Source organism: Actinophytocola sp., from assembly GCF_050699935.1.
Taxonomy (GTDB): Bacteria; Actinomycetota; Actinomycetes; order Mycobacteriales; family Pseudonocardiaceae; genus Actinophytocola.
The window spans coordinates 1-23,252 of the sequence record NZ_JBOHGB010000113.1 but is presented as its reverse complement, the minus strand read 5'-3'; the positions used below and the strand labels follow the sequence as shown (position 1 = coordinate 23,252).

General features: G+C 71.6%; 24 protein-coding genes. 8 read left to right on the top strand and 16 right to left on the bottom strand.

Annotation, left to right across the window (positions count from 1 at the left end; translation table 11 throughout):
• From ACRDTB_RS27910 to ACRDTB_RS27890, 5 genes are all read right to left on the bottom strand, one after another.
• A partial coding sequence (locus tag ACRDTB_RS27910) for a hypothetical protein (RefSeq protein ID WP_431435054.1) occupies positions 1-332 on the bottom strand: 332 nt, incomplete at its 3' end.
• A gap of 259 nt (positions 333-591) precedes the next feature.
• The gene (locus ACRDTB_RS27905) at positions 592-1,401 is read right to left on the bottom strand and encodes a GGDEF domain-containing protein (RefSeq protein ID WP_431435053.1); all 810 of its coding nucleotides are present in this window, start codon (positions 1,399-1,401) and stop codon (positions 592-594) included.
• Between the two features lie 284 nt (positions 1,402-1,685).
• On the bottom strand, positions 1,686-2,156 hold the full coding sequence (locus tag ACRDTB_RS27900; RefSeq protein ID WP_431435051.1) for a hypothetical protein: 471 nt from the start codon (positions 2,154-2,156) through the stop codon (positions 1,686-1,688).
• 122 nt (positions 2,157-2,278) lie between these two features.
• Positions 2,279-3,412, bottom strand: coding sequence for a tRNA dihydrouridine synthase DusB (gene dusB, locus ACRDTB_RS27895; protein WP_431435049.1), 1,134 nt, complete (start codon positions 3,410-3,412; stop codon positions 2,279-2,281).
• Positions 3,413-3,958 (bottom strand): GNAT family N-acetyltransferase, encoded by a 546-nt coding sequence (locus ACRDTB_RS27890; protein ID WP_431435047.1) that lies wholly within the window; start codon positions 3,956-3,958, stop codon positions 3,413-3,415.
• Positions 3,959-4,074: 116 nt separating this feature from the next.
• Here ACRDTB_RS27890 and ACRDTB_RS27885 point away from each other — a divergent pair, with 116 nt between their 5' ends.
• Positions 4,075-4,884, top strand: coding sequence for an FHA domain-containing protein (locus ACRDTB_RS27885; RefSeq protein ID WP_431435046.1), 810 nt, complete (start codon positions 4,075-4,077; stop codon positions 4,882-4,884).
• 11 nt (positions 4,885-4,895) lie between these two features.
• Complete coding sequence (locus tag ACRDTB_RS27880; RefSeq protein ID WP_431435044.1) at positions 4,896-5,708, top strand: FHA domain-containing protein; 813 nt, start codon at positions 4,896-4,898, stop codon at positions 5,706-5,708.
• Here the strand turns inward: ACRDTB_RS27880 and ACRDTB_RS27875 are convergent.
• Entirely contained in the window at positions 5,705-8,047 is a 2,343-nt protein-coding gene (locus ACRDTB_RS27875; RefSeq protein WP_431435043.1) for a protein kinase domain-containing protein, read from the bottom strand. The two genes, ACRDTB_RS27880 and ACRDTB_RS27875, sit on opposite strands and share 4 nt — an antisense overlap.
• Positions 8,048-8,115: 68 nt before the next feature.
• On the opposite strand from ACRDTB_RS27875, the gene ACRDTB_RS27870 reads away from it, so the two are divergent.
• Both ACRDTB_RS27870 and ACRDTB_RS27865 read left to right on the top strand, forming a co-directional pair.
• Positions 8,116-8,574: a hypothetical protein gene (locus ACRDTB_RS27870; RefSeq protein WP_431435041.1), complete on the top strand. Its 459-nt coding sequence runs from the start codon at positions 8,116-8,118 to the stop codon at positions 8,572-8,574.
• A gap of 48 nt (positions 8,575-8,622) precedes the next feature.
• The gene (locus tag ACRDTB_RS27865) at positions 8,623-9,117 is read left to right on the top strand and encodes a DUF6328 family protein (RefSeq protein ID WP_431435039.1); all 495 of its coding nucleotides are present in this window, start codon (positions 8,623-8,625) and stop codon (positions 9,115-9,117) included.
• Here ACRDTB_RS27865 and ACRDTB_RS27860 read toward each other — a convergent pair.
• From ACRDTB_RS27860 to ACRDTB_RS27850, 3 genes are all read right to left on the bottom strand, one after another.
• Positions 9,114-9,833 carry a hypothetical protein gene (locus ACRDTB_RS27860; RefSeq protein ID WP_431435037.1) on the bottom strand — a complete coding sequence of 240 codons (720 nt, stop codon included), beginning with the start codon at positions 9,831-9,833 and terminating at the stop codon, positions 9,114-9,116. The two genes, ACRDTB_RS27865 and ACRDTB_RS27860, sit on opposite strands and share 4 nt — an antisense overlap.
• 108 nt (positions 9,834-9,941) lie before the next feature.
• Positions 9,942-10,433, bottom strand: coding sequence for a hypothetical protein (locus tag ACRDTB_RS27855; protein ID WP_431435036.1), 492 nt, complete (start codon positions 10,431-10,433; stop codon positions 9,942-9,944).
• A gap of 136 nt (positions 10,434-10,569) precedes the next feature.
• Entirely contained in the window at positions 10,570-11,352 is a 783-nt protein-coding gene (locus ACRDTB_RS27850) for an isocitrate lyase/PEP mutase family protein (RefSeq protein WP_431435034.1), read from the bottom strand.
• 103 nt (positions 11,353-11,455) lie between these two features.
• Here ACRDTB_RS27850 and ACRDTB_RS27845 point away from each other — a divergent pair, with 103 nt between their 5' ends.
• Entirely contained in the window at positions 11,456-11,932 is a 477-nt protein-coding gene (locus tag ACRDTB_RS27845; protein WP_431435033.1) for a methylated-DNA--[protein]-cysteine S-methyltransferase, read from the top strand.
• A gap of 12 nt (positions 11,933-11,944) precedes the next feature.
• On the opposite strand, the gene ACRDTB_RS27840 is transcribed toward ACRDTB_RS27845, so the two are convergent.
• Positions 11,945-12,508, bottom strand: coding sequence for a bacterial proteasome activator family protein (locus ACRDTB_RS27840; RefSeq protein WP_431435056.1), 564 nt, complete (start codon positions 12,506-12,508; stop codon positions 11,945-11,947).
• 170 nt (positions 12,509-12,678) lie between these two features.
• Between ACRDTB_RS27840 and ACRDTB_RS27835 the strand changes: the two genes are divergently transcribed.
• Entirely contained in the window at positions 12,679-13,887 is a 1,209-nt protein-coding gene (locus ACRDTB_RS27835; protein WP_431435031.1) for a cysteine desulfurase-like protein, read from the top strand.
• A 26-nt stretch (positions 13,888-13,913) separates the two neighbouring features.
• Here the strand turns inward: ACRDTB_RS27835 and ACRDTB_RS27830 are convergent, their stop codons facing one another.
• Both ACRDTB_RS27830 and ACRDTB_RS27825 read right to left on the bottom strand, forming a co-directional pair.
• Positions 13,914-14,174 carry a hypothetical protein gene (locus tag ACRDTB_RS27830; RefSeq protein ID WP_431435030.1) on the bottom strand — a complete coding sequence of 87 codons (261 nt, stop codon included), beginning with the start codon at positions 14,172-14,174 and terminating at the stop codon, positions 13,914-13,916.
• 405 nt (positions 14,175-14,579) lie between these two features.
• Positions 14,580-15,563, bottom strand: a complete 984-nt coding sequence (locus ACRDTB_RS27825; protein ID WP_431435028.1) for an NAD(P)H-quinone oxidoreductase — start codon at positions 15,561-15,563, stop codon at positions 14,580-14,582.
• 144 nt (positions 15,564-15,707) lie between these two features.
• Between ACRDTB_RS27825 and ACRDTB_RS27820 the strand changes: the two genes are divergently transcribed.
• Positions 15,708-17,234: a M28 family metallopeptidase gene (locus ACRDTB_RS27820; protein WP_431435027.1), complete on the top strand. Its 1,527-nt coding sequence runs from the start codon at positions 15,708-15,710 to the stop codon at positions 17,232-17,234.
• Between the two features lie 601 nt (positions 17,235-17,835).
• On the opposite strand, the gene ACRDTB_RS27815 is transcribed toward ACRDTB_RS27820, so the two are convergent.
• Positions 17,836-19,551, bottom strand: a complete 1,716-nt coding sequence (locus tag ACRDTB_RS27815; protein WP_431435024.1) for a bifunctional metallophosphatase/5'-nucleotidase — start codon at positions 19,549-19,551, stop codon at positions 17,836-17,838.
• Between the two features lie 95 nt (positions 19,552-19,646).
• Between ACRDTB_RS27815 and ACRDTB_RS27810 the strand changes: the two genes are divergently transcribed.
• Entirely contained in the window at positions 19,647-20,132 is a 486-nt protein-coding gene (locus tag ACRDTB_RS27810) for a MarR family winged helix-turn-helix transcriptional regulator (RefSeq protein WP_431435022.1), read from the top strand.
• On the opposite strand, the gene ACRDTB_RS27805 is transcribed toward ACRDTB_RS27810, so the two are convergent.
• From ACRDTB_RS27805 to ACRDTB_RS27795, 3 genes are all read right to left on the bottom strand, one after another.
• Positions 20,125-21,396 carry a flavin monoamine oxidase family protein gene (locus ACRDTB_RS27805; RefSeq protein ID WP_431435020.1) on the bottom strand — a complete coding sequence of 424 codons (1,272 nt, stop codon included), beginning with the start codon at positions 21,394-21,396 and terminating at the stop codon, positions 20,125-20,127. The two genes, ACRDTB_RS27810 and ACRDTB_RS27805, sit on opposite strands and share 8 nt — an antisense overlap.
• A 34-nt stretch (positions 21,397-21,430) precedes the next feature.
• Positions 21,431-22,480 carry a methyltransferase gene (locus ACRDTB_RS27800; RefSeq protein WP_431435019.1) on the bottom strand — a complete coding sequence of 350 codons (1,050 nt, stop codon included), beginning with the start codon at positions 22,478-22,480 and terminating at the stop codon, positions 21,431-21,433.
• An 83-nt stretch (positions 22,481-22,563) separates the two neighbouring features.
• Positions 22,564-23,252: hypothetical protein (locus ACRDTB_RS27795; protein ID WP_431435017.1), on the bottom strand; the 689-nt coding region annotated here is incomplete at its 5' end.

Below are 23,252 nucleotides of genomic sequence, written 5' to 3'. Positions count from 1 at the left end.
GGCCACTGGGGGCCGCCCGCCGCCTCGCCGGGGCGGCGCCCGCTCGGGCGGCCGGACTGCCCCTCCGCCGGGCGGCGGTGCGGCGTCGGCTTGCTCGACTGCGACGCGCGGTGACTGTGGGAGTCCGGGTTGACCGGGGTCAGGTTCTGCCGCGAGGCGCTGTGGCGCTGAACGAGGTCGGCGACGCTCAGCCCGCCGGGACCGTCCTCCATCGAACGGCGGCGACGGCGCGGTTGCTCGGACGGCTCCTCGGCTCGCCGGTGACGGCGGCCGTACCCGTTCGAGTCGCCGGCGGAGGAGTGGGTGCCGCCGAGCCGTTCATCGTCGGGCACCCGGTCTCCTTCCCCTCGCGCCAACCTGCCCAACAGCACAGTTCGTGCCGCTTTCTTAATCAAGACGTTGTAGACGGCCGGAGTGTTGCCGACTGACAGTGTCGTTCTGGGCCCAGATAGTACGGATGGATGGCACCCGTGACGACTGCTGATCCGGATTCAGCCACTATCCGTGCGCGTTTGGCAGCCTTATGTTAGGCCAACCGGGCTATTGAAAGCACTAGATCAAACGTTATCGAAACGCCGCTGAGTGTTTTCGTCAGCGTGGCCGACGCGCCGGTGCGCCGGACAGTCGGACCTCGCCGCCCACACGGTAGGCGACGGCGTTGCGGCCCGACTGCTTGGCCGCGTACAGCAGCCCGTCCGCGGTGCGGAGCTGCTGCTCGGGATTGGCGCGCGTCAGCCCGTCGGTGGCCCGCTGGTGTGCGACGCCGATGCTGACCGTCACGCGCAGGCCCAGCACAATCGTCGACCACGGGTACCGCTCGATCCGGGCCCGGGCCGCCTCTGCCACCGTGATCGCGGCCGCTCCGTCGACGCCGGGCAGCATCAGCACGAACTCCTCGCCGCCGTAGCGAGCGCAGAACGCGCCCTCGGGGAGCCCGACCTGCAGCAGCTCGACCACTTGCTGTAGCACGCGGTCGCCGACGAGGTGGCCGAACGTGTCGTTGACGCTCTTGAACCAGTCCAGGTCGACCAGGGCGACGGCCAGCTCGGCCGAGGCGGACCCACCCGCCTGCTCGACCACCTCGAGCAGGCGCTGGTCGAGGTAGCGGCGGTTGTAGCTGGCGGTCAGCGCGTCTCGGATGCTCTGCTCGCGCGCCTCGGCGTGTTCGCGGCGCAGCCGGGCGACCTCGAGGCGGAACCGCTGGGGCACGTGCGGTGGCAGCGCCCTGTCCGAGGTGGCCAGCTCGAGGGCGTAGCGCAGGTGCTCGTAGGCCTGGCGCCACTCGCCGCGGGAGGCCAGGAGGTCGGCGACGGACTCGTACAGCTCGACGAGGCTCGTGGCGTCATCCTCGGGATCGGCCAGGTCCGCCCTGGTCTCGAGATGCGGGCCGGGGTGCTGCATCGGTACGGTGGGCTCGTTGATCGGCCGCTCCCGCCAGGCAGCGTCGGATCGGGCTGAGCTTCGCCGGGCTGGTTCCGGCTGGGCCACTCCCTGGTCCAGTACCGCCACCGCGCTCACCTCCCTACTTAGGACTCTTCGTCCCTGCGGTGAGTCGTCTTGAGGCTTGTCCCGGGAGGATTCCGATTTCCACCTACTGGTGTAACTGACACTGCTCCAACTCGGTGATCCGTGATCGGGTGTCTCCTAGCGGAGCGCGACGACCGTCCGCTGGCGCCCGGGTTCGGTCACCCCGTGGGGCACGGCGAGAAGCCGTAGGCCCGACCCTCCAGCACGACCACGCGCTGCGAGCCGATCTGCTCGCCGAGCAGCGCGCCCTGCTGCCGGATGCTGATCGACACCCCCAGCACGTAGACCGTGCCGCGCGGGCGCTCGCCCGACCCCGACTCGGGTGGCACCCAGTCGGGGTCGGCGCGGAAGGTCGACATCGCGGGCTCGATGCGCAGGATCAGGTCGCCGAGGTCGCACAGCCGGTCCGTGTAGTCGGGGTGCTGGGTGCGGCGCAGGAAGTCCCGCTGGGTCGAGGCGCCGTCGTCGGCCGAGGCGTTCAGGTCGGTGAAGTACTGCTCGACCAGGCCGCGGTCCCCCTCGGGGGTGCCCGACGTCGCGGGCGAGGGGCGGCCGGCGACCTGCGTGCTGCAGCCCGCCAGCAGCAGGCCGAGCGCGGCGACCGCGAGGCGCCGGCGGGTGCGTCGCATGTTCGTCCCCCGGGAGTCGGTGTCCTGGTTTGCAGGTTAGTCGCGACCGGTGGAATCCGGGCCGGATCGGGCCGGAAGCGGCCGCGGGCCGAGCCAGGCGCCCGGGAGTCACATGTGGACGGTCAGCCGCCGGAGTGCATGAGGTCCGCGCCGAACGGGACGCTCGGGTCGTCCGGGTCGTCCAGCCAGCCGTACGGCAGCGTCACCTTGCCCGACGACCCCTGGCGGCCCCGTGGACCTTCCGCGGCGACCGGGAACGGGACGTCCGGGTCCAGCCGCGCGAGCAGAGTGTCCAGTTCGGACAGATCGGCGACCATGGCCAGCCCGCGGCGCAGCTCGGAGCCCACCGGAAAGCCCAGGAAGTACCACGCCATGTGCTTGCGTAGGTCCCGGATGCCCTTCTCCTCACCGTCGTGCTCCACGAGCAGCTCCGCGTGGCGGCGCAGCACCCGTGCCACCTCACCCAGCCGCGGCCCGGGCGGCACCGGCTCGCCGGCGAACGCGGCCTGCAGCTCGCCGAACAGCCACGGGCGGCCGAGGCAGCCGCGGCCCACCACCACGCCGTCGCAGCCGGTCTCCGCCATCATGGCCAGCGCGTCGGCCGCGGTGAAGATGTCGCCGTTGCCCAGCACCGGGATCGACGTCACCGCCTCCTTGAGGCGCGCCACGTGGGCCCAGTCCGCCCGACCGGAGTAGCGCTGGGCGGCGGTCCGCGAGTGCAGCGCCACCGCCGCGGCGCCCTCCGCCTCGGCGATCCGGCCCGCGTCGAGGTAGGTGTGGTGCTCCTCGTCGATGCCCACGCGGAACTTCGCCGTCACCGGCACGCCGTGCGGCGACGCGGCCTCCACGCACGCGGCGATGATGTTCGCGAACAGCTTCCGCTTGTACGGCAGTGCGGCCCCACCGCCCCGGCGGGTCACCTTCGCCACCGGGCAACCCCAGTTGGTGTCGACGTGGTCCGCGAGCCCCTCGCCGATGATGATCTTTACGGCCTCGCGCATGGTGGCCGGGTCGACGCCGTAGAGCTGCATCGACCGCGGCGACTCGCCCTCGGCGAAGGTCATCATGTGGCGGGTCTTCGGGTCCCGCTCCACCACGGCGCGGGCGGTGATCATCTCGCAGACGTACAGTCCGGCGCCGTACTCGCGGCACAGCCTGCGGAACGCCACGTTCGTGATCCCCGCCATCGGCGCGAGCACCACCGGCGGGTCGACCACGTACTGGCCGATCCGCAACGGGTTCAGGGCGGGCCGCACTCAGCCATTGTCGCCAACGGCTCCGATCACCTCCAGGTCGGCCAGGATCCGAAGGTCGAGACGCCAGTCGTTGGAACGGATGAACGTGCCCTTCGGGTACTCGAAGTCGACCTCGCCGAGCAGCTCGAAGCCGACCTTGCGGCACACCGCGTTCGACGCGGCGTGGATCGCCTTCGGGTACGCGTGCGCGAAGCGGCGCCGCCCGTGTGTGGCCGCGTGGACGGCCGCCAGCCGGGTCGCCGCACTCGCCAAGCCGCGCCCCTGGTGTTCCGGCAGGACCTGCCAGCCCATCTCGTAGACCGTGACGCCCTGCCACTCGCGCTCCCAGTAGCCCACGCTGCCGGCCCCGGGAGCGCCGGGTAACGCGATGCGGAACATCTGGCCCGTGCCGGTGACCGGCAGGTCGAGGAAACGCGCGTGCCGGGCGTGGATCGCGTCGAGCGAGGCCGGACCGCCCAGGTGCACGGTCATCTCCGGCGTGTTGGCTCGCAGTTCGAGGTCGAGGTCGGCGTCGGTCCACGGTTCGAGAACCAGCTCGGGTGGCATGCGACCGACAGTGCCACGACGGTATGACAATTTTCGACGACTCCCCGGTCTTTGGGAGGGGTCCCGAACCGCCGGCCGCATACTGAGCACGGTTCGACGCGGGGCGAGGAGGACACGTGGACACGCTCGAGGCGGAGGGCCGGCGACTGCCCGGGACCCATGACAGCCTGGCGTACGGGGTGGTGCACCCCGCGCCCGGCGCGATCTACGCCCTGTCCATCGCCGGCGGCATCACGATGGGTCCGCGCGAGGGGCGCACCGTGGTCTTCGGCCGCAACAAACCCGAGGTGCACGTCTGCATCGGCGAGGACGACCGTCGGGTGAGCCGCCAGCACGGCGTCCTGACCCACCTGCGGGGCCAGTGGTGGGTCCGCAACACGGGCCGGCTGCCGATCCGCCTGCCCGGCTCGCAGTGGCTGTTCGCCAAGGAGGACTCGCTGCCGCTCACCGAGGGCTACACGCCGCTGTTCGTGCCCGGCACCCGCGGCCGCGAGCACCTGCTCGAGCTCTTCGTCGCCGGCGACGACGGCCGGCGCCCGGCGACCAGACACGACGCGGTGACCGACCCGCCGAAGACGTGGCGCCTGCTGCCCGACGAGCGGCTCGCGCTCGTCCTGCTCGGCCAGCGCTACCTGCTGCACGAGTCCGACCCGCAGCCGCTGACCCGCCAACAGGTCGCCGAGCAGCTGATCGAGCTGCAACCCGAGGCCGGCTGGACCCACCGCAAGGTCGAGCACCTGCTCGCCGCCGTCCGCGAACGCCTGTCGCGCGGGGGCGTCGCGGGGCTGACGAGGGAGGAGGTCGGCGAGCCGGTCGGCAACAAGCTCAACGACAACCTCGTCCGCGCGCTCGTGCTCTCGACCACCCTGGTGCCACCGGACCTGCGCCTGTTGGACCAGGTCGACCAACAAGCCAGCCCGGAGTGAAAGAGGCCGATGTGGGGATCGATCTCGCCGCGTTCCCACCGCGGAAGCTGCCCGCGCTGACCGGTGGCCTGGCCGGCCGGTCACCCGCGGGCCCGCCCGGCAGCATCTTCGTCTACGGATCCGCCGGCGGGTTCGCCGCGCCGCCGCTCGAGCGCCTGCAGGTGCGGTTCGGCCGGCACGCGGACGAGGTCGAGGTGTGCATCGGGTCCGACGACGGGCAGGTCAGCCGCCAGCACGGGCGGATCGTCCGCGCGGACCGGCAGTGGTGGCTGCACAACGACGGCCGGATGCCGATCCGGGTGCCGAACACCGCGAACCTGCTGCTGCCCGGCCGGCACATGGCGCTGGCAAGGGGGTACAGCCCCCTGTTCATCGACGGCTCGGCGGATCGCCAGCACCTGCTCGAGGTCCGCGTCATCGGGCTCGCCAAGGACGTGCCGTCGTCGGCGGCCGACGAGGTCACCACCGCGCCGCAGGTGCACGAGCTGAGCGACGTCGAGCGGCTCGTGCTCACCGCGCTCGCGCAGCGCTACCTGCGTCAGGAGTCCCTGCCGCAGCCGGTGGCCTGGCAGCAGGTGGCCGACGACCTCAACGCGGCGGCGTCGACAATGGGGGGCCAGGACGGATGGCACTGGCACCGAGCGTCCAATGTGGCCGATGCGGTGCGAAAGCGCTTGGCGGACAAGGGAGTCCGCGGACTGACCCTGGAGGAGGTCGGCGAGCCGGTCGGCAACAAGCTCAAGGACAACCTGATCCAGGAGCTGCTCGCGACCGCCACGTTGCTGCCGCTCGACCTGGCCCTGCTCGGCGAGCAGGACCTCTAGACCGGGCCGGCGTCGCGCCACCACTCGAGCAGCGAGTCGGCGTCGTAGCCCTGGAACGCGAACGTCGCGATGCGCAGCTTGTCCGAGGTCCACGCCAGGAACGGCTGCTTGCCCGACTGTCCACAGCCGAGCCGGCCGGTGTCGCCGCGCCGGCTGTAGGGCGCGTCGCCGACGAAGGGCTTCGGGTTGCCGGCGCAGTTCGGCCCGCTGGTGTCCAGGTTCGCCGCGTGCGCGGCGTTCATCGAATCGAGGTCGGAGAACCGGTAGTAGAAGACGGCCGCCGCCCCTGCGGTCGGCCCGCAGGTCACCGCCGCGACGACGCGGGAGGCGTCCACGACGATGTCGCGCACCTGGCCGGCCGCCGGTCGCATGCAGTTGACCCGCGACGCCTGCGGGATGTGCGACAGCAGGTCCCGCTCCCGCGCGTCCGGGAACGCCGGCTCGGCCCTCTTGTTGACCGCGGACACGACCTTGCCCAGCGGGACGGGAATGCCGCGGCGCCACCACTCGGTGAGGTCTGCGGCGTCCCGGCCCGTGGCCTTCGCGAGCAGGAGCAGCGGCTCGACCGTCCACTCGAGAGTCGGGTTGCCGCGCTCGCCGGGGTAGCAGAGCATCTCGCCGACGTCGACGCTGCGCAGGTCGTAGCGGCGGTTGCCGACGAAGCCCGGCGGGTCGTCCACGCAGAGCACGCCGCCCGGCGGGTTGGTGTCGTCGACGCGGGCCTGGAACGTCCGGCGCAGACCGTCCTGGCCGCCGAACCGGTAGTAGGTGACCGACGTGGCGAGGGCGGAGTTCGCCTCGCACTCGATCGCGGCGGTGAGGTCGTCGAAGGACTCGAGCGTGCCGGCCGCGGCGCGTTGGCAGCCCGGCTTCGCCACCAGGCCGGCCAGCTCGGACTCCGCTTCCGTCGGGTATGCCGGGGCGCCGACCCAGCGCGCCCACGACGCGGCGAGGTCGCCAGTGGACGTCTCCGCGCGGGCAAGCGTGCGCCGGCGCTCGTCGGTCCACACGAGCGTGGTCGTGCCGGACTCCGACCAGCACACGACCCGGCCGGTGCGGTCGCCGGTGCCGGGGAAGCGGTGCTCGGCCCTGGTCGCGCGCCCGCAGTCGCCGGTGCCGCGCGGCACGCCGGCCTCGCGCAGCACGGTCGCGTACGCCTTGTCCACCTCGGACTGGTCGGCGAACAGTCCGAAGCGGATCTCCTGGCGGCCGTCGCGGCAGAGCAGACCCGTTGCGGCGCCGGGAAAGCCGGGACTGGACTGCACGCAGTCACCGATCAGCGCGGGCGGGACGCGGCTGAGGTCCGGCCCGCCGGAGCCGTCCGTGCCGAGCCGCACGATCACGATGAAGGCGGCGATGAGCGCGAGCGCCGCCACGCCGGCGACGAGCGGGTTGCGGTACGCACCGAGCCGGCCCGGTCGCCGGGCGGGCGGGGCCGGTGGCGGGCCGGGCACCGGCGCCGGGCCGGCCTCCGGTGGCGAGGCGACGGCCGCGAGCGCGTCGGCGAACCGGGTGCAGGTGGCGTAGCGCTCGCCCGGAGCTGCGAGGGCCTTCGCCACCACCTGGTCGATCGCCGGCGGCAGGTCGGGCCGCAGCACGCTGACCGGCGCTGGCGGCTCACCCGTGCGGCTCAGCCACCGGGCCGCCCCGGTGTCCTGGTCGTCGTGCGGCAGCCGGGCGGTGAGGCAGCGGTAGGCCACGACGCCGAGGGAGTAGACGTCGGCCTGCGGGGTGACCGGCGCCCGCTCGGTGTCCGCGGTGGCCGTGTCCGCCGGCGCCACGGGGACGGCGTCGGAGCGCAGCTCGGGGGCGAGGTAGCCCGGGGTGCCGACGGTACGGCCGACCTCGGTGCGGCGCTCCACCTCCAGCTCGGCGGCGATGCCGAAGTCGATCAGATAGGTGTGCCCGGCCGGGTGCAGCATGATGTTGCCCGGCTTGACGTCGCGGTGCACCCAGCCCCGGCCGTGCGCGTAGTCGAGCGCGGCGGCGATCTGGCGGACGATGTGGACGGTCCACGGCAGGTCCAGCCGCCCCTCGCGCGCGAGTACGGCGGCAAGCGTCGTCCCGTCGATGAACGGCATGACGAGGTGCGGCGGCGCCGAGCCACGCGGGCCGGCGTGCACCGGGACGATGTTCGGGTGGCTCAGCCGCGCCGACGCGCTGAGCTCGCGCTGGAAGCGGGCGGTGTAGTCGGAATCGTGCGCGAGGTCGGGCTTGAGCACCTTGATCGCGACCAGGCGGTCCCCGAGCTCGAGTTCCTCGGCCTGGTAGACCACGCTCATGTTGGTCTCGGAGAGCTTGCGGAGCAGCCGGTAGCCGGGCAGGTCGAACCCGTCCACCCGAGAACCCCCAAGAGGATCGGCGTCGTTCACATCAAGACAGCTCGCACACATGATAGGAGGCGGCAGTGCGGCGTTTGGTGATCACCGTGCTCGGACTCGTCACGCTCGCCGGCTGCTCCGGGCAGCCGGTGTCCGGAGCGCCGATCGGCTCGACGCTCGCACCGCCCATGACGACCGGTCCGGTCACGACGACCACCGACCCGCCGCCCGCCGACCCGACCGTGCCCAAGGCCAAGGACGGGTCGAAGCTCGAGGCGTGCTTCGACGGGACCTGCGAGGTCGACGTGCGGGCACCCGTGCGGCTCACCCTGGACCCGGCCACCGGCGTGACGCGCCTGTCGATCCCGACCATCGGGCCGGAGGGCGTGCACATCGAGGGCACGACGACCGGCGGCGGCTCGATCACCGTCGACCTGTACGCCGACCCGGGCGCCTACGCGCAGGGCGTGATCAACAACCAGCTGTCCATCACCACGCTGGCCACGGTCGACGGCCACGCGTTGCTGCGCCTCGCGCCCGTCTGACGGTCGCGACGGCGGTTTCGGCGCGAGGAGCCGTGGCTATCCTTGGGAATGACCGCCGAGACCGAAGACAGCGCGGCCGCCCGGGAGGAGACCGAGCACCAGCGGCTGACGCGCAACGTCAACGAGCTGTTGCAGGAGCTGCGCGTCGCACAGGCCGGTGTGCAGTTCCTCTTCGGCTTCCTGCTCGCGGTGGCGTTCACCGAGCCCTACGCCCGTGGCACCACCTTCCAGCACGTCGTCCACCTGATCGCGGTGATCTTCGCGACGACGGCCGTGGCCATGCTCAGCGCACCCGCCGCCTGGCACCGGATGCTGTTCCGGCGGGGCGAGCGGCCGAAGATCATCGAGGTCGCGAACCGGCTCGCGATCTGGGGCATGGCCAGTCTCGCCGTGGCGATGACGGCCACCGTGCTGCTGCTGACCGACGCGGTGCTCGGGAACTGGGGGGCGATCGTGATCTCGGTGTGCGCCGCGCTGCTGTTCCTGGTGCTGTGGTTCCTGCTGCCGCTGCGGCACCGGCGGCGCGGCGGCGCCGCGCGCTAGCTGAGCTCCTCGTACCACTCGCCGAGCGCGTCGCGGTCTACGTCCGGGGCGTCCGCGAGGTTGTCGAACAGGCCCGAGCTGTCGGTGTCGTCGTCGGCCAGGTCGTCCTCGTCGGGGCGGGGGTCGTACTCGCCGCCGGTGTCCGTGTCGGTCTCGGCGTCGTCCGTCTCGTCGCCCGTCGGCTGGGTGTCGCCGTCCTCGCCGGACCCGTTGATGTCCGGGATCGGCGGGGCGTCCTGCTCGGAGGTCGGGTCGGCGCCGTCGTCCCCGCTGTCGTCGCCGCTGTCGTCGCCGTCCTCGCCCTCGCCGTAGGGCTCGTACTCGCTGCCGCCCGTGTCCTCCGGGCCCGGTTCGGGCTCGGGAGCCGGCTCGGGCTCAGGGGCCGGGGCCGGGCGGGGTTCAGGCCGCGGCTCGGGCTCGGGCTGGGCCGAGGCGCCCGCGTCGGTGCCTCGGCCCTCCTCGTTCCAGGTGCCCATTCCGGTGGGGTCGGAGTACTCGGACTCGGCCTTGCCGTCGTCGTTCAGGTCGAGCGCCGCGGTGTCGGCGACACCGTCCCCGTCGGAGTCCCACATGACGTCGTCGACCCGACCGTCGCCGTCGAAGTCGAGGGCGACGCCGTCGGCCACGCCATCGCCGTCGACATCGACGTCGGCCTGGGAGCTGTGGACGTTCGGGTCACTCTCGCCGGTGCCGAACCGGTACTCGATTTCGGACATGTCTCCCCCGTTCACGATGGGCTGCGCTGAGAGTAGATGTGCCGGGCCGGGCGGTGGTTCCAGGGTTTGCCGTGGCGACGGTCCGTCTCGGGGGGATCGTGCGGCCGGTCAGGCCGCCAGGTGGGCGTGCTCGGTCAGGTGGCGGGTGATCGCGATGACCGGGTACGCCGGTGGCCGGGGCCGGGCCGGGGCCGGTGGGTCGATCCAGCGCCAGGCCGTGCCCACCGGCGTGGGGCGCCGCGTCGGGGTCGTCGGCACGACCACCTGGGAGCCGCGCGGCGCGAGGTCTACGTGCTCGCGGGCCAGGCAGGCCGCCACGCCGGGCCGTAAGCAGTCGGGCGGCCTGGTCAGGAAGGTCCACTTGAGACAGTCTGGATCGGTGAGCACCGGACCGTTCTGCATCGCGACGGACAACTCCTCGCGCACCGCGGCGCCGAGGGTGGCCGGCATGGTGATCGCGGCGATCGACGAGCCGATCAGCACGATCAGCACCCGGTCGCCCACCTGGACGGAGACCGGCCAGCCGAGCAGTTCCTCGTAGGCGTCGCGACCGTGCGCGAGCTCGCGCAACCACCGCGGGGCGGGCCGGTTCTGGATCATTGTCGTCATCATCGTCCCCAACAGAGATTCGACGGAATCTTCGAACAGATGTGGGGCGCGCCAGAACCCATTTAAGAACCGACCGACCGGTATGTCAATACCGACCAGCCGGTTTCTTTCTGTCGATCTTCGCAGGTCAGGACAGCAATGCGTTCAGGTCTCCGTAGCCCAGGTCGCTCGTCTGTGCGTCGTACGTCCCCTTCGTCAGCATCTCCCGAGCACATCGCCCGGCCAACGCGTACGCGGCCAGGACGATCCGGGAGCCGGCGCTCACCCGTGCCACGCCGAGCCCCGCCAGGTCGGCCACCGAGGGCGCGCCGGGCCCGGCCAACACATTGAGCGGCGCGGGTATCCGGCGGACGAGCATGGAGATGATCTCCGGGTCGACGACGCCGGGCACGTACACCCCATCCGCGCCGGCGGCCACGAACGCCTCGGCCCGGGCCACGGTGTCGGCCAGCCGCGTGTCCGGGTCGCCGACACCGAACAGGTAGCCGTCGATGCGCGCGTTGACGAACAGCGGCGCGGCCCGCCGCGCGGCGGCGATGCGCTCGACCTGCTCGGCCACGGGACGTAAGCCCGGGAACGCGCCGTCCTCGATGTTGATGCCGGCCGCGCCCGCGTCGGCCACCGCGCGGACGGTGTCGGCGACCTCGTCCGGCGTGGCGCCGAACCCGGACTCGATGTCGGCGGTGACCGGTACCCCGGCGCCCGACGCGATGCGTGCCACCAGGTCGACGGCCCGGTCGCGGGGCAGCCTGTCACCGTCGGGTGTGCCGAGGCTCCAGGCGACCCCGGCACTCGTGGTGGCGACGGCGCGGGCCCCCGCCTGCTCGATGATCCGGGCGCTCGCGACGTCCCAGGCGTTGGGGAGGACCAGGACCTCGCTGGTGTGCAGTGCGCGAAACTCGTCAATCATGGGCGTCACTTCAGCACGCCCCACCGACAGAAACCGAGTGCCGCCGACGGTCACGGCCGATATCCGCCAGCCGGGCGCCGGGGAGGGGAGCACCGTGGACACCATGGTTCACGCCGTAATGGACAGCCCCATCGGCCCGCTCACGCTCGTCGGCGCGAACGGCACGCTGACCGGGCTGTACATGGCAGCGCACCGCTACGCCCCGGCCTCGTTCGGCGACCGCGACGACGACGCGTTCCCCGACGCCGTCGCGCAGCTGACCGACTACTTCGCCGGCACCCGAACCACGTTCGACCTCGAACTCGCCCCGAAGGGCACGCCGTTCCAGCACGAGGTGTGGGCCGCGCTGCGCGAGGTCCCGTACGGCGAGACGACGACCTACGGCGAGCTCGCCGCGACCATCGGTCGTCCCACGGCGTCGCGCGCGGTCGGCCACGCCAACGGCCACAACCCGATCAGCATCGTGGTCCCGTGTCACCGCGTGGTCGGCACGTCCGGCAGCCTCACCGGGTACGGCGGCGGCCTGCCGCGCAAGCGCTTCCTCCTCGCGCTGGAGTCGGGCGCGCCGGCGCTGCTGTAGTGTCCCGCTGAGTCAGAGGTACTGGCCGGTGCCGCGGATGCCGGGCCCCTCGAGGCCCTCGCTGCCGGAGCCCGGCGGCAGCCCGCGGCGCATCTGCTCGAGCTGGACGCGCGCGGCCATCTGCTGGGCGAACAACGCGGTCTGGATGCCGTGGAAGAGCCCTTCGAGCCAGCCGACGAGCTGGGCCTGTGCGATCCGCAGCTCCGCGTCGGACGGCGTGTTCTCCTCGGTGAACGGCAACGACAACCGCTCCAGCTCCTCGCGCAGCTCGGGCGCGAGACCGTCCTCCAGCTCGGCGATCGACCGTTTGTGGATCTCCCGCAGCCGGCTGCGGCTCGCTTCGTCGAGCGGCGCCGCGCGCACCTCCTCGAGCAGCTGCTTGATCATCGTGCCGATGCGCATGACCTTCGCCGGCTGCTCGACCATGTCGCCGACGGACTCGGCCGGCGCGTCCTCGCCTTCGGGGATCCTGGCGGTCCCCAGCGGCGAGCCGTCCGGGCCCATCACCATCACGTGCTGTGGCTGCTCGGTCCGGCCGCTCTCGGTGTTCTGCTCGGGTCCGCCTGCCTGGTTCATCTGCTCCATCCTGGGCCACATCGAGAAGTGCACGGGGCCGGTCGGAACGGGGTTCGCCCATGGGTTCGGCCTCGTCGTCACGTCCCCGAGGGTAACCGTCCCCGGTGTCGGCAACCTCGTCGGCCGCCCCCGCAGCCGGGGTGCCGGCATACCTCCGTACGGTGTGGCGCATGGCGTTCGACGTCGCTGCGATTCGGGGACAGTTTCCCGCGTTGGGTGATGGCTGGATACACCTGGACGCCCCGGCCGGTATGCAGGTTCCCGAGCAGGTCGCTGCCGCCGTGTCGACAGCCCTCCGCGCCCCGGTGTCCGGTCCCGGCGGCGTGTTCCCGGCCTCCCAGCGGGCGGCGGCGATCGTGGACGCCGCCCGGCGCGCCGTGGCCGACCTCGTCGGCTGCGACCCGGCCGGCGTCGTGCTCGGTCCTAACCCGGCGGTGCTGCTCCAGCGGCTGGCGGAGGCCATGGGCAGCGGCTGGGTCATCGGCGACGAGGTGGCCGTGTCGCGCCTGGACCACCAGCAGAACATCGCACCGTGGCTGGGAGTCGCGCAGCGGGCGGGCGCGACCGTGCGCTGGGCGGAGATCGACATCGAGACCTGCGAGCTGCCGGCCTGGCAGTACGAGAGCCTGGTCTCCCACCGCACGAAGGTCGTGGCCGTGACCGCCGCGTCGGGCGTGGTCGGCACGCGCCCGGACCTCGCGAAGATCACGTCGCTGGCGCGGGAGTCGAAGGCGCTGGTCGTGGTGGACGCCTCCTCGGCGGCACCCTTTGTCCCCATGGACATTCACGCGGTGGGCGCGGACGTCGTCGCGGTGTCGGCGACCGCGTGGGGTGGCCCGGCTGCCGGCGCGCTCGCGTTCGCCGACCCGTCGCTGCCCGACCGGCTGCCGGCCAGCGCACTCGGCCCGAACGTGAGCGGTCCGGGCCGGCTGGAGCTCGGCCAGCACGCGTACCCGCTGCTGGCGGGCCTGGTCGCGTCGATCGACTACCTGGCGGGCCTGGACGACGCGGCGGCGGGCAGCCGGCGCGAGCGGCTGCAGACCTCGATCGGCTCGGCGAAGTCGTACCAGGCGGGCATGCTGGGCAAGCTGATCTCCGAGCTGCGCGGGCTGCTGCACGTCACGGTCATCGGCGACGCGATGCGCCGCATCCCGGCGCTGGCGTTCACGGTCGCGGACGTCAAGGCGTCGTCGGCCGTCGTGCGCCTCGCCGAGCGGGGCATCTGCGCGTTCGCCGATGACGTGCCGAGCGGGGTGTTCGCCGCGCTGGGCGTGGCCGAGGTGGGCGGCGCGGTCCGGATCGGGCTGGCCCATTACACGACGTCGGCGGAGGTCGACGCGCTCGTCGAGGCGGTCGTCGGGCTCACCTCGCGGGCCTGACGCGAAATCGATGCTCCTATGGACTGTCAAGCGGCGTGGAGCCATTCGCGGTAGGCCTGTGCGAGTTGGTCGTCGCGGCGGGTGCCTCGTTCGAGGTTGCTGATGACGGCGGGCCAGACGCGGAGGTGGTTGGCGGCGGCGGTGAGGGTGAGGTTCTCCGACTGTCGGAGGGGTCGCAGGTCGGTGATGGTGGGCACGGTCACGGGCTGGGTGAGGTAGCGGTAGGTCTCGCGGGCGATGGCTCGTTTGAGGAGCCGGAGCCCCGACCGCAGGACGAACCAATTCACGGTCAGACCAGCAGGCAGACAGTCAGGGGCAGAGCCACAGCGGCCGGGATGCTCTCATCATTCCTGTCAGGGGTGCCGCATACGTTCGCGGCATGCCGTTGACCTCATCCGAACGCGAGCGGTTCCTGGCACAACCACACATCGCCGCCCCGTCGGTCTTCGCCGGGCCCGACCGCGGGCCGCTGACGCCGACGATCCGGTACGTCAGCGTCGAGGGCCCGGTCACCCGGACCGTCCCCGGCACCGACGAGCTGCTGCGGCGCACAGTGCCCGGTACCCGAGCGGCGATCGGCTCCAGTCCCACCTTGAGTACGCCGAGGCCGAGCTCGGTCCGCGGGTCGCCATCCACATGCGCCCCGCGCGGTGGTTATCCGCCGATCTCGGCGGGGGCTGAGCGGGGAAACGTCAAGGCGTCCTCAGGATCAGCTTGCCGAACACCTCGCCGCTCCGCTCGAGCATGCGGTGAGCGTCGGCCGCGCGCTCGATGGGCAGGATCTCGTGCACGATCGGCCGCACGGTGCCCGCCTCCACGAGCGGCCACAGCTGCGTGGCGACCTCCGCGACGATCGCGGCCTTCTCCTCGACCGGACGGTGTCGCAGCGTCGTGGCGGTCACCAGGCCGCACTTGCCGAGCAGCTCGGCGAGGTTCAGCTCGCCGGTCACGCCGCCCTGCATGCCGATCACGACCAGCCGCCCGTTGCGAGCCAGCACGGACACGTTGCGCGGCAGGTACTTCGCGCCCATGTTGTCCAGCACCACGTCCGCGCCCCGGCCGTCGGTCGCCGCGCGGACCTCCTCGACGAAGTCCTGCTCGCGGTAGTTGATCAGCACGTCCGCGCCCAGCTCGGCGCAGCGCGACAGCCGCTCGGCGGACCCGGCCGTCACGGCCACCCGCGCGCCCAGCGCCTTGCCGACCTGGATCGCGTGCGTGCCGATCCCGCCCGCGCCGCCGTGCACCAGTAGCGTCTCGCCCGCCACGAGTCCCGCGGTCAGCACCACGTTCGACCACACCGTGCAGGCGACCTCCGGCAGCGACGCCGCCGTGACCAGGTCCACCCCGCTCGGCACCGGCAGCACCTGGCCGGCCGGCACCACGACCCGCTGGGCGTATCCGCCACCGGCGAGCAGCGCGCACACCGCAGCGCCGACGGTCAGGTCCGTGACGCGGTCGCCGACCTCGGCGACCGTGCCCGAGCACTCCAGGCCAGGGACCTCGCTCACCCCGGCCGGCGGCGGGTAGCGGCCCTTGCGCTGCAGCAGGTCGGCCCTGTTCACCGCGGCCGCCGCCACGTCCAGTACGACCTCGTCGGGGCCGGGCCGCGGGTCGGGGTGCTCGGTCCAGGTCAGGACCTCGGGTCCGCCGGGCTCGCTGACGCTGATCGCACGCATGAAAAGACGGTAAACGGGGGTGAATAACGGTCCGATCGGGGGTCTTGACCAGGAGCGGCGTTCCGACAAGGGTGTCCACGCCGGACGCGGCGATCGAGTCGGGGCCGATCGAGCGCCGGCGTTGGCCTGAGGAGAGGAAGCTATATGCCGTCCGCAAAGACGACAGTTCGAGCCGGGGTCGCGCTGCTCGCGGCCGCGGCAGGTCTCAGCTTTACCGCCGTACCCGCGTCCGCCGCCGCACAGACCCTGCCCGACGGCCCGAAGCTCGCCCGTCAGCTGGTGAAGAAGGTCGGCATCGACGGGATGAACCGGCACCTGATCGCGTTCCAGCGGCTCGCCGACCGCAACGAGGGCACGCGTGCCGCCGGTACCGAGGGGCACGCACAGTCCGCCGAGTACATCGCCACCGAGCTCGAGGACGCCGGCTACGTGGTGACCCGGCAGGAGTTCCCGTTCATCTACGACGAGACGGTGGCCGAGTCGCTGACCGTCGGCGGCGCCGACGTGCCGGTGACCCGGATGAGCTACAGCCCGTCGACGCCCGAGGGCGGCGCCACCGGCCCGCTCGTCGTGGTCCCGGTCGACGACACCCCGGGCTGCGAGGCCACCGACTACGACGGCCTGCCCGCGGAAGGCGCGATCGTGCTGGTCAGCCGCGGCGAGTGCACGTTCGGCCAGAAGTCCGCGATGGCCGGCCAGGTCGGCGCCGCGGGCCTGCTCGTCTACAACAACGTGCCCGGCGAGCTGGCCGGCGGGCTCGGCGGGCCGGTCGAGGGCGGCGCCCCGACCGGCGGCATCACCCAGGCCGACGGCGCCGCGCTCACCGAGCAGGAGGGTGCCACGGTCACCTTCGACCTGCGGGGCCTGATCGAGGATCGCACCACGTACAACGTGATCGCCGAGACCCAGACCGGCCGCCACGACAACGTCGTGATGGCGGGCGCGCACCTCGACAGCGTCAGCGAGGGCCCGGGCATCAACGACAACGGCACCGGCAGCGCCGCGTTGCTGGAGACCGCGCTGCAGCTCGGCAGCTCGCCGAAGGTCAACAACGCGGTGCGGTTCGCGTGGTGGAGCGCGGAGGAGCTCGGCCTCGTCGGGTCCGAGTACTACGTGCAGAACCTGTCGTTCTCCGAGCAGCTGGACATCGCGCTGTACCTGAACTTCGACATGGTCGGCTCGCCGAACGCCGGCTACTTCGTCTTCGACGGCGACGACTCCGACGGCGTCGGCGCGGGCCCCGGCCCGTACGGCTCGGCCCAGATCGAAGCGGCGTTCGCGAACTTCTTCGACGCGGCGGGCGTGCCGACGGAGGGCAAGGACTTCGACGGCCGGTCCGACTACGGTGAGTTCATCCTCAACGGCATTCCGGCCGGTGGCCTGTTCACCGGCGCCGAGCAGGTGAAGACCGAGGAGCAGGTGGCCAAGTGGGGCGGCACCGCCGGTGAGGCGTTCGACAAGTGCTACCACCAGGCCTGCGACACGCTGGGCAACATCGACCGCGCGGCGCTGGACCTCAACGGCGACGCGGAGGCGTTCGTGCTCGCGTCCTACGCCATCAGCACCGAGGACATCAACGGTGTGCCGCCGCGCAGCGCCCGGGCGAAGACCCGGGCCGCGGAGCAGCGCACGATGTCGGCGGCGGAGGTGCCGGGCGACCGGGAGCTGTAACGGTTGACCGAGGGCGCCCCATCCGGACCGTCGGGTGGGGCGCCCTTTGCTTTGCCGGCAAGGAGAACGCCGTGGCGGGCCGGACATGAAACACCTGGGCGCGGCGCCGTCGTGGCTGCCACGCCCAGGTGATCGAGGTCGAGTAGTGGGCGGCCGTCCTCCAGGTTGGCGAGGATTCCGACCGGGCACGCCTGGAGGGTTACCCGACGGGGGAATCAACATCGTCGAGGTGCACAAAGGTGCGTTGCTCGCACGGGTGCACTCGAGCCCTGGTGCTGCTCCGCAATCGCGACCGGGACGAGCTCTCTCGGCTCAGCCGCGGGGTCACAGCGAACGGCGGCCCACTACATCCTGTCGCTCTGCCACGGCACCACCTGCCCCTTCTCGGCGGGCACGACCTTTCTGGACGGCCGGCCGTACTAAGAGGATGCACCCGTGACCGCTCCGTTACAACCCCACACGCCGACCTGACCTGGTGAAAGGCGCGGTTACCGTCTGATGGGGACGGTGCGCGGTCGGTGTGGGACGGTCCATCCTGTTGGGGCCCAAAGAAAGCGCCGCCGTCGGCCGGTCGGGCGACGGCGGCGCTTTGTTCGCGACGCTACGGCGCCACCGTGATGCGATCGGCTGGCGGCGGGGCCAGGTCCGGGTTGGCGGTCAGGTACTCGGTGAACGCGTCCAGGTCCACCGGCCCGCCGACGAGATCCGTGCCGTTCTGGAACTCCGAGAATCCGTCGCCGCCGGCGGCGAGGAAGTTGTTCACGGAAACCCGGTAGGAGCCGTTCGGGTCCACGGGTGTCCCCTCGACCGTGATGTCCGAGACCTTCGAACCGATCGGCGCCGAGCGCGACCACGTGTAGTGCAGCGTCGAGGAGACCTGCAGGATGCGGACCTCCACCGAGCCGTCGGGCTGCGGCTGCCACTGCTGCTCGAGGACGGCCTTGAGCTGGGCACCGGTCAGCGTGATCGTCTGCATGATGTTGCCGAACGGCTGGACCGCGAACGCCTCGCCGTAGGTCACCACGCCGTCGCCCTCACCGGCCGGCGAGCCGGCGAACGCCAGGTCCGTGCGGATGCCGCCGGGGTTCGTGACCGCGATGACCGGGTCGTTGGCCTGCGTCGCGGCGAGCTGCGCGTCCGCGATCACGTCGCCGAGTGGCGACTCGCCGGACTCCGGCGCGGCCCGGACGAGGTCGGTCGTGATCGTGCCGACCGGCGCGTTGGCGATCGGCGCCGACTTCGTGGTGGCCTCGTCGACCAGCGCCTGCGCGTCCGGGTCCGGGGTGACCGTGCGGGTGACGATCTCGTTGTGCGCCGTCGTCTGGTCGCGCACGACGTCCCGGGCCCGCTTGTCGATCTTGAGGTCCACAACGGACAGCAGGCGGCCGAACGACGAGCCCTGGATGAGCGTGCGCGGGTTGCCGGCCGGGTCGTCGATCGTGCAGTTGTACTGCTGGTGGCTGTGCCCGGTGAAGATCACGTCGACGGCCGGGGCGGCGTTCTGGGCGATGGTGGTCGCCGGGCCGGGGACGGTGTTGCAGTCGTCCGGGCCGCCGCCCTCGGTGTTGTCACCCTCGTGCATGAGTACGACCTGGGTCCTGATGCCCAGCTTGTCGAGCAGCCGCGAGGAGCGGTTGATCGCCTCGACCTCGTCGCCGAACTTCAGGCCCTCGACGGCCTCCGGCGTGACCACGAGCGGCAGGTCCTCGAGCGTGACGCCGATGATGCCGATCGGCACACCGCCGGAGACCTGGATCGTGAAGGGCAGCGCGGCCGGCGCGCCGTTGTCGAAGAAGACGTTCGCGCCCAGGAACGGGAACTTGGCGCCCTTGTACGAGTCGCGGAACTGGCAGCCGTCCTCGGGATGGCAGCCGCCGAACTGCATGCGCAGCAGCTCGCGGTAGCCCTCGTCGAACTCGTGGTTGCCGACGACCGACGCCTTGGCCCCAAGGCTGTTGAGCAGCTCGATGGTCGGCTCGTCGTGGAACAGTGCCGAGTTCAGTGGCGAGGCCCCGATGTTGTCGCCGGCGGAGAGCAGCATCGAGTTGCGTACCTGTGACTTGAGCTGCCTGACGTGCGTGGCGAGGTATGCCGCGCCGCCCGCGTCGACCGTGGTTCCGTCCGGCAGCGTCACGCGACCGGACGAGCCGCTGGGTGGCGTGAGGTTGCCGTGGAAGTCGTTCAGCGCGATGAGTCTGACGTCCGTGGTCCGGGGTGCGGACGCACTGGCGTCGGTGACGGCGAGCCCGGCGGCGGCGACCGCCGCGACGGCGAGCACGGCGGTCCGCCGCGCGAACCTGGTTGATGATGCCCTCATGATCCTCCATCCGAGCGCCCGTACTCCCTCGCGGGCGCGGGCAGAGTCTGCACGGCGGGAGCGGGGATTTCCAGACCCGATCTACCCTTGTTGTCGTGACATCGGCGGAGGACGAACCGTGCTGGCTCGATCCGGGCGAGATGCGCGCCTGGCGCGCCTACGTGATCGGCAGCGAGTTGCTGCGCAAGGCGCTCAACCGCGAGCTGCAGGACCGTCACGGAATGACTCTGGCCGACTACGAAGTGCTCGTCCGGCTGTCCGAACCGGACGGTCGCCGGATGCGGATGGCGGCGCTGGCGAACGAGGTCGCGTCGTCGAAGAGCCGGCTGTCCCACCAGATCACCCGGCTGGAGAACGCGGGTCTGGTCCGACGCGTCGACTGCGGCGACGACGCCCGCGGCGTGTTCGCGCAGCTGACCGACAAGGGCATGGACCGCCTACGCGAAACCGCGCCGACGCACGTGTCCGGCGTGCGGGCGCACCTCGTCGACCTCCTGTCCGAGGACGAGCAGGAGGTCCTGGCCACGATCTTCGAACGGGTGCTGAAGCACCTGGCCGAGCTCCGGTCCGCGCCTAGCTGAGTCGTTCGTGGGTTTGGCGGGCGGCGCGGACGCCCATCTCGATGGCGCCGTCCATCCATGCGCTGTTGTAGCTGCCGGAGATGTCGGCTCCGGCGAAGTGGAGGCGCCCTTCGGGGGTGCGGAGGTGGTCGCCGTAGGCGGTGTGCCAGCCGGGTGGCGTGGCCATCCAGGTGCCGCGGGAGTAGGGGTCGGCCTTCCAGTCGTGGGTGAGGACGCCGGTGACGTGGGCGTGCGGGGCGTAGTCACGCAGTGCCTGCTGGACGGTGTCGGTGGGATAGGGGCCGGGCATGACGCGGGGGTCGGTGCCGGCGACGAGGAGGCTGCCGTCGTTGTCGAGGAGCTGCTCGGTTCTGACCCAGGCGAAGCCGTCTTCGCGGCCTTCGCCGACGAAGCAGGGGTGGGGCAGGTCGTTGGCGAGGATCCACAGTTTGGCGAGGTTGCCGGGGTGGCCGTGGGCGGCCGCCGCGGTCTTGGCCGGGTGCAGGGGTGGATCGAAGGTGATCGTGTGCCAGCAGTTGACCGGCAGCGCCACGATCGCCGCCGCGGCGTGGTGGGTGTCTCCGGCGTGGGTGATCACGCGGGTGTGGTCGTGGTGGTTCTCGACGCGGACGACGCGGGTGTCGCGGCGGATGTCGCACTCCGCGCCGGCGGCGAGCGCGTCGGTCAACGCGGACGTGCCGTCGGCGAGGCGGTGCACGGTGGCCGCGATGTCCTTGAACGGGTTGAAATGGGTGGCGATCTCACCGAGCAGGTGCAGTGCGGACAGCTGGCGTGCGGGCGCTCCGTAGTGCAGGGCGACCTGCCAGGCCAGTCGTTCTCGCGCCGGTGGAGCGATGTCCAGTTTGCTCAGGTAGGTGTCGACGGAGATGTCCAGGTCCAACGGTCGGGTGTGGAGCAGTGTCTCCGTGCCGCGTTCGGCCTCGTCGGTGATCAGGTCGACGGCTTGGCCCAGCGCTTCCTCGGCGACGTTCGTCTCGGCGAACGAGAAGGCCTGGGGTTCGGGTGCCGCGGCGAGGGCTAGGCCGTAGCGGCGGACCTCGGCGTGTACGTAGGTGTTGCGTTCGCTGCCCAGCCACATGCCGCCGAGGTCGACGGAGGTGCCCGCGGCGTCGAACCGGCGATAGCAGGTGCGTCCGCCCAGGCGTTCGCGCGCTTCGAGTAGGAGGACCGTCCGGCCGTGCTCGCGCAGTTCGCGCGCGGCGACGAGTCCGGACAGGCCGCCACCGATGATCACCACGTCGTGGGTGGTGTTGTGGTCAGGCATGGCGGTTCCTTCGTTGGGTGTGTGACCGGCTGGTTCAGGGATGTGCCAGGCCGACTTCGAACAGGGTGACCGCGCCGTATGGCTCGATGGCCCGCCGCTGACGGAGGCCCGCTTGTTCGAACAACGTGGTGAGTTCCTGGTGGCTGCGGGTGCGGGCCTGTCCCATGACCATCTCGAAGAGGCCGACGCTGCGTCCCAGTTGGAAACCGTTCGCGGGCGCGTCCGGGTCTCGGTCGATGGCGGCGTCGACGACCAGGAGCGTGCTGTCGGGCGACATCGCGCGAGCGACGGTGCGCAGCAACTGGCGGGCCTCGTCGTCGGGCCAGTCCATGAGGACGAAGGACATCAGGTAGGTGTCGTGTCCTGGTGGGACGGTGTCGAACATGTCACCGCCCACGGCGTCGGCACGGTCGGTCAAGCCGTGTTCGGCGAGGTTGTGCTTGGCGGCGTCGGTGGTCTCGGGCGTGTCCAGCACGGTGCCGCGCAGCCGCGGATAGGCCTGGAGCACCGCGATGAGGTTGTGTCCGAGCCCGCCCGCGACGTCGACGACGTGTGTCGCGCCGCGGTAGTCGTGCCGGAGGGCGGCCGGGATCTGCAACGCGGTCGCCACCGACGACATCCCGCGATGGAACTGGTCCCGGTCCGCGGGATTGCGCTCCAGGTAGTCCCAGTAGTGGGGGTTGCCGAGAGCCGCCTGAATACCGGGCTGTCCGGTCCGCACCGTGTGGGGCAGTTGGGCGAACGAGCTCGTGATCCACGGCGCGGACATCGCCGTCGCCAGGTCGTGCAGCGAGGAGGGATGGCCGGGGCTGAGCATCCGGCCCAGCTCGGTGAGCGTGAAACGCTCGGGTTCGGGTTCCTCGACCACGCCGGTGCAGGTGAGTGCCTGCAGGAGCCGGCGCAGTGCCACGGGATCACAACCGATTCGTTCGGCGAGTGTGGCCGGGGCGGCCGGATGGTCCCCGGGGAACGCGTCGGCGACGCCGAGCTCGGCGAAACAGCCGAGGGCGTGCGCGAGCCAGCCGGTCTGGGACAGTTCGATCAAGCGCAGCGCACGCGGGTCGGTCGCGTTGGCTCGCGTCATGGTGGTTCACCGCCGTTCGTTGTTCGTTCCGGCCAGCCGTGACAGCGCACTTCGGTTGCCGGGGGTGGTGTTCGGGCCTGCGGTCACGGCCAGGTCATCGGTACTGGATGGGCTTCCAGCGAGAGGAAGACGGTCAGCCGGCGATGTCCGGTGATGCCCACGTAGTTGAGCATGTGGCTCGTCTCGGGACGCGGCGTGAGCGCGGCGAGGGCGCGTTCGCACGGGGCGGGATCCAGTCCCGTGAGCCGGAACGCCTCGGTGATCGCACGGCATCCTTCGGCATCGTCGTCCAGGTTCGGGGAGATCGGCAGGTTCACCGTGCACCGCTGGGGACGTGCGGCACTGCCGAGCAGGGTGAAGGTGGTGATCGGCGGCTTCGGCGCGAGCTTGGCGGATACCTTCCGACAGACGTCGGTGACCTCGCCCGCGACGTGCTCCTCGGCGGCGCCCGCGAGGTGATCGAGCTGCTCCGGGGTGGCCCCGGCATGGCGCAGGTAGATCTTCACCCGCGCGTCGTCGGTGGCTTGCAGGTCCAGGGCGATGTACACGAGCTCGCTGGCCATCTCCCACAATGCCGGCTCGGCGAGGCGCTGGCGCACCAGCTCCCACTGCTCGGCGAACCCGAGTCGACGCATCGCCTCGCTGACCAGGGGTGCGGCGTGGCCACGCCCGCGTGCTTGGGGGTTGAGGTAGATCTTGAACCACGGCGCTCGGTCGTCCTGCCAGACCACCGAATGAATCGCGGTGAAGGTGGTCAGCGGGGCTCGCGGAA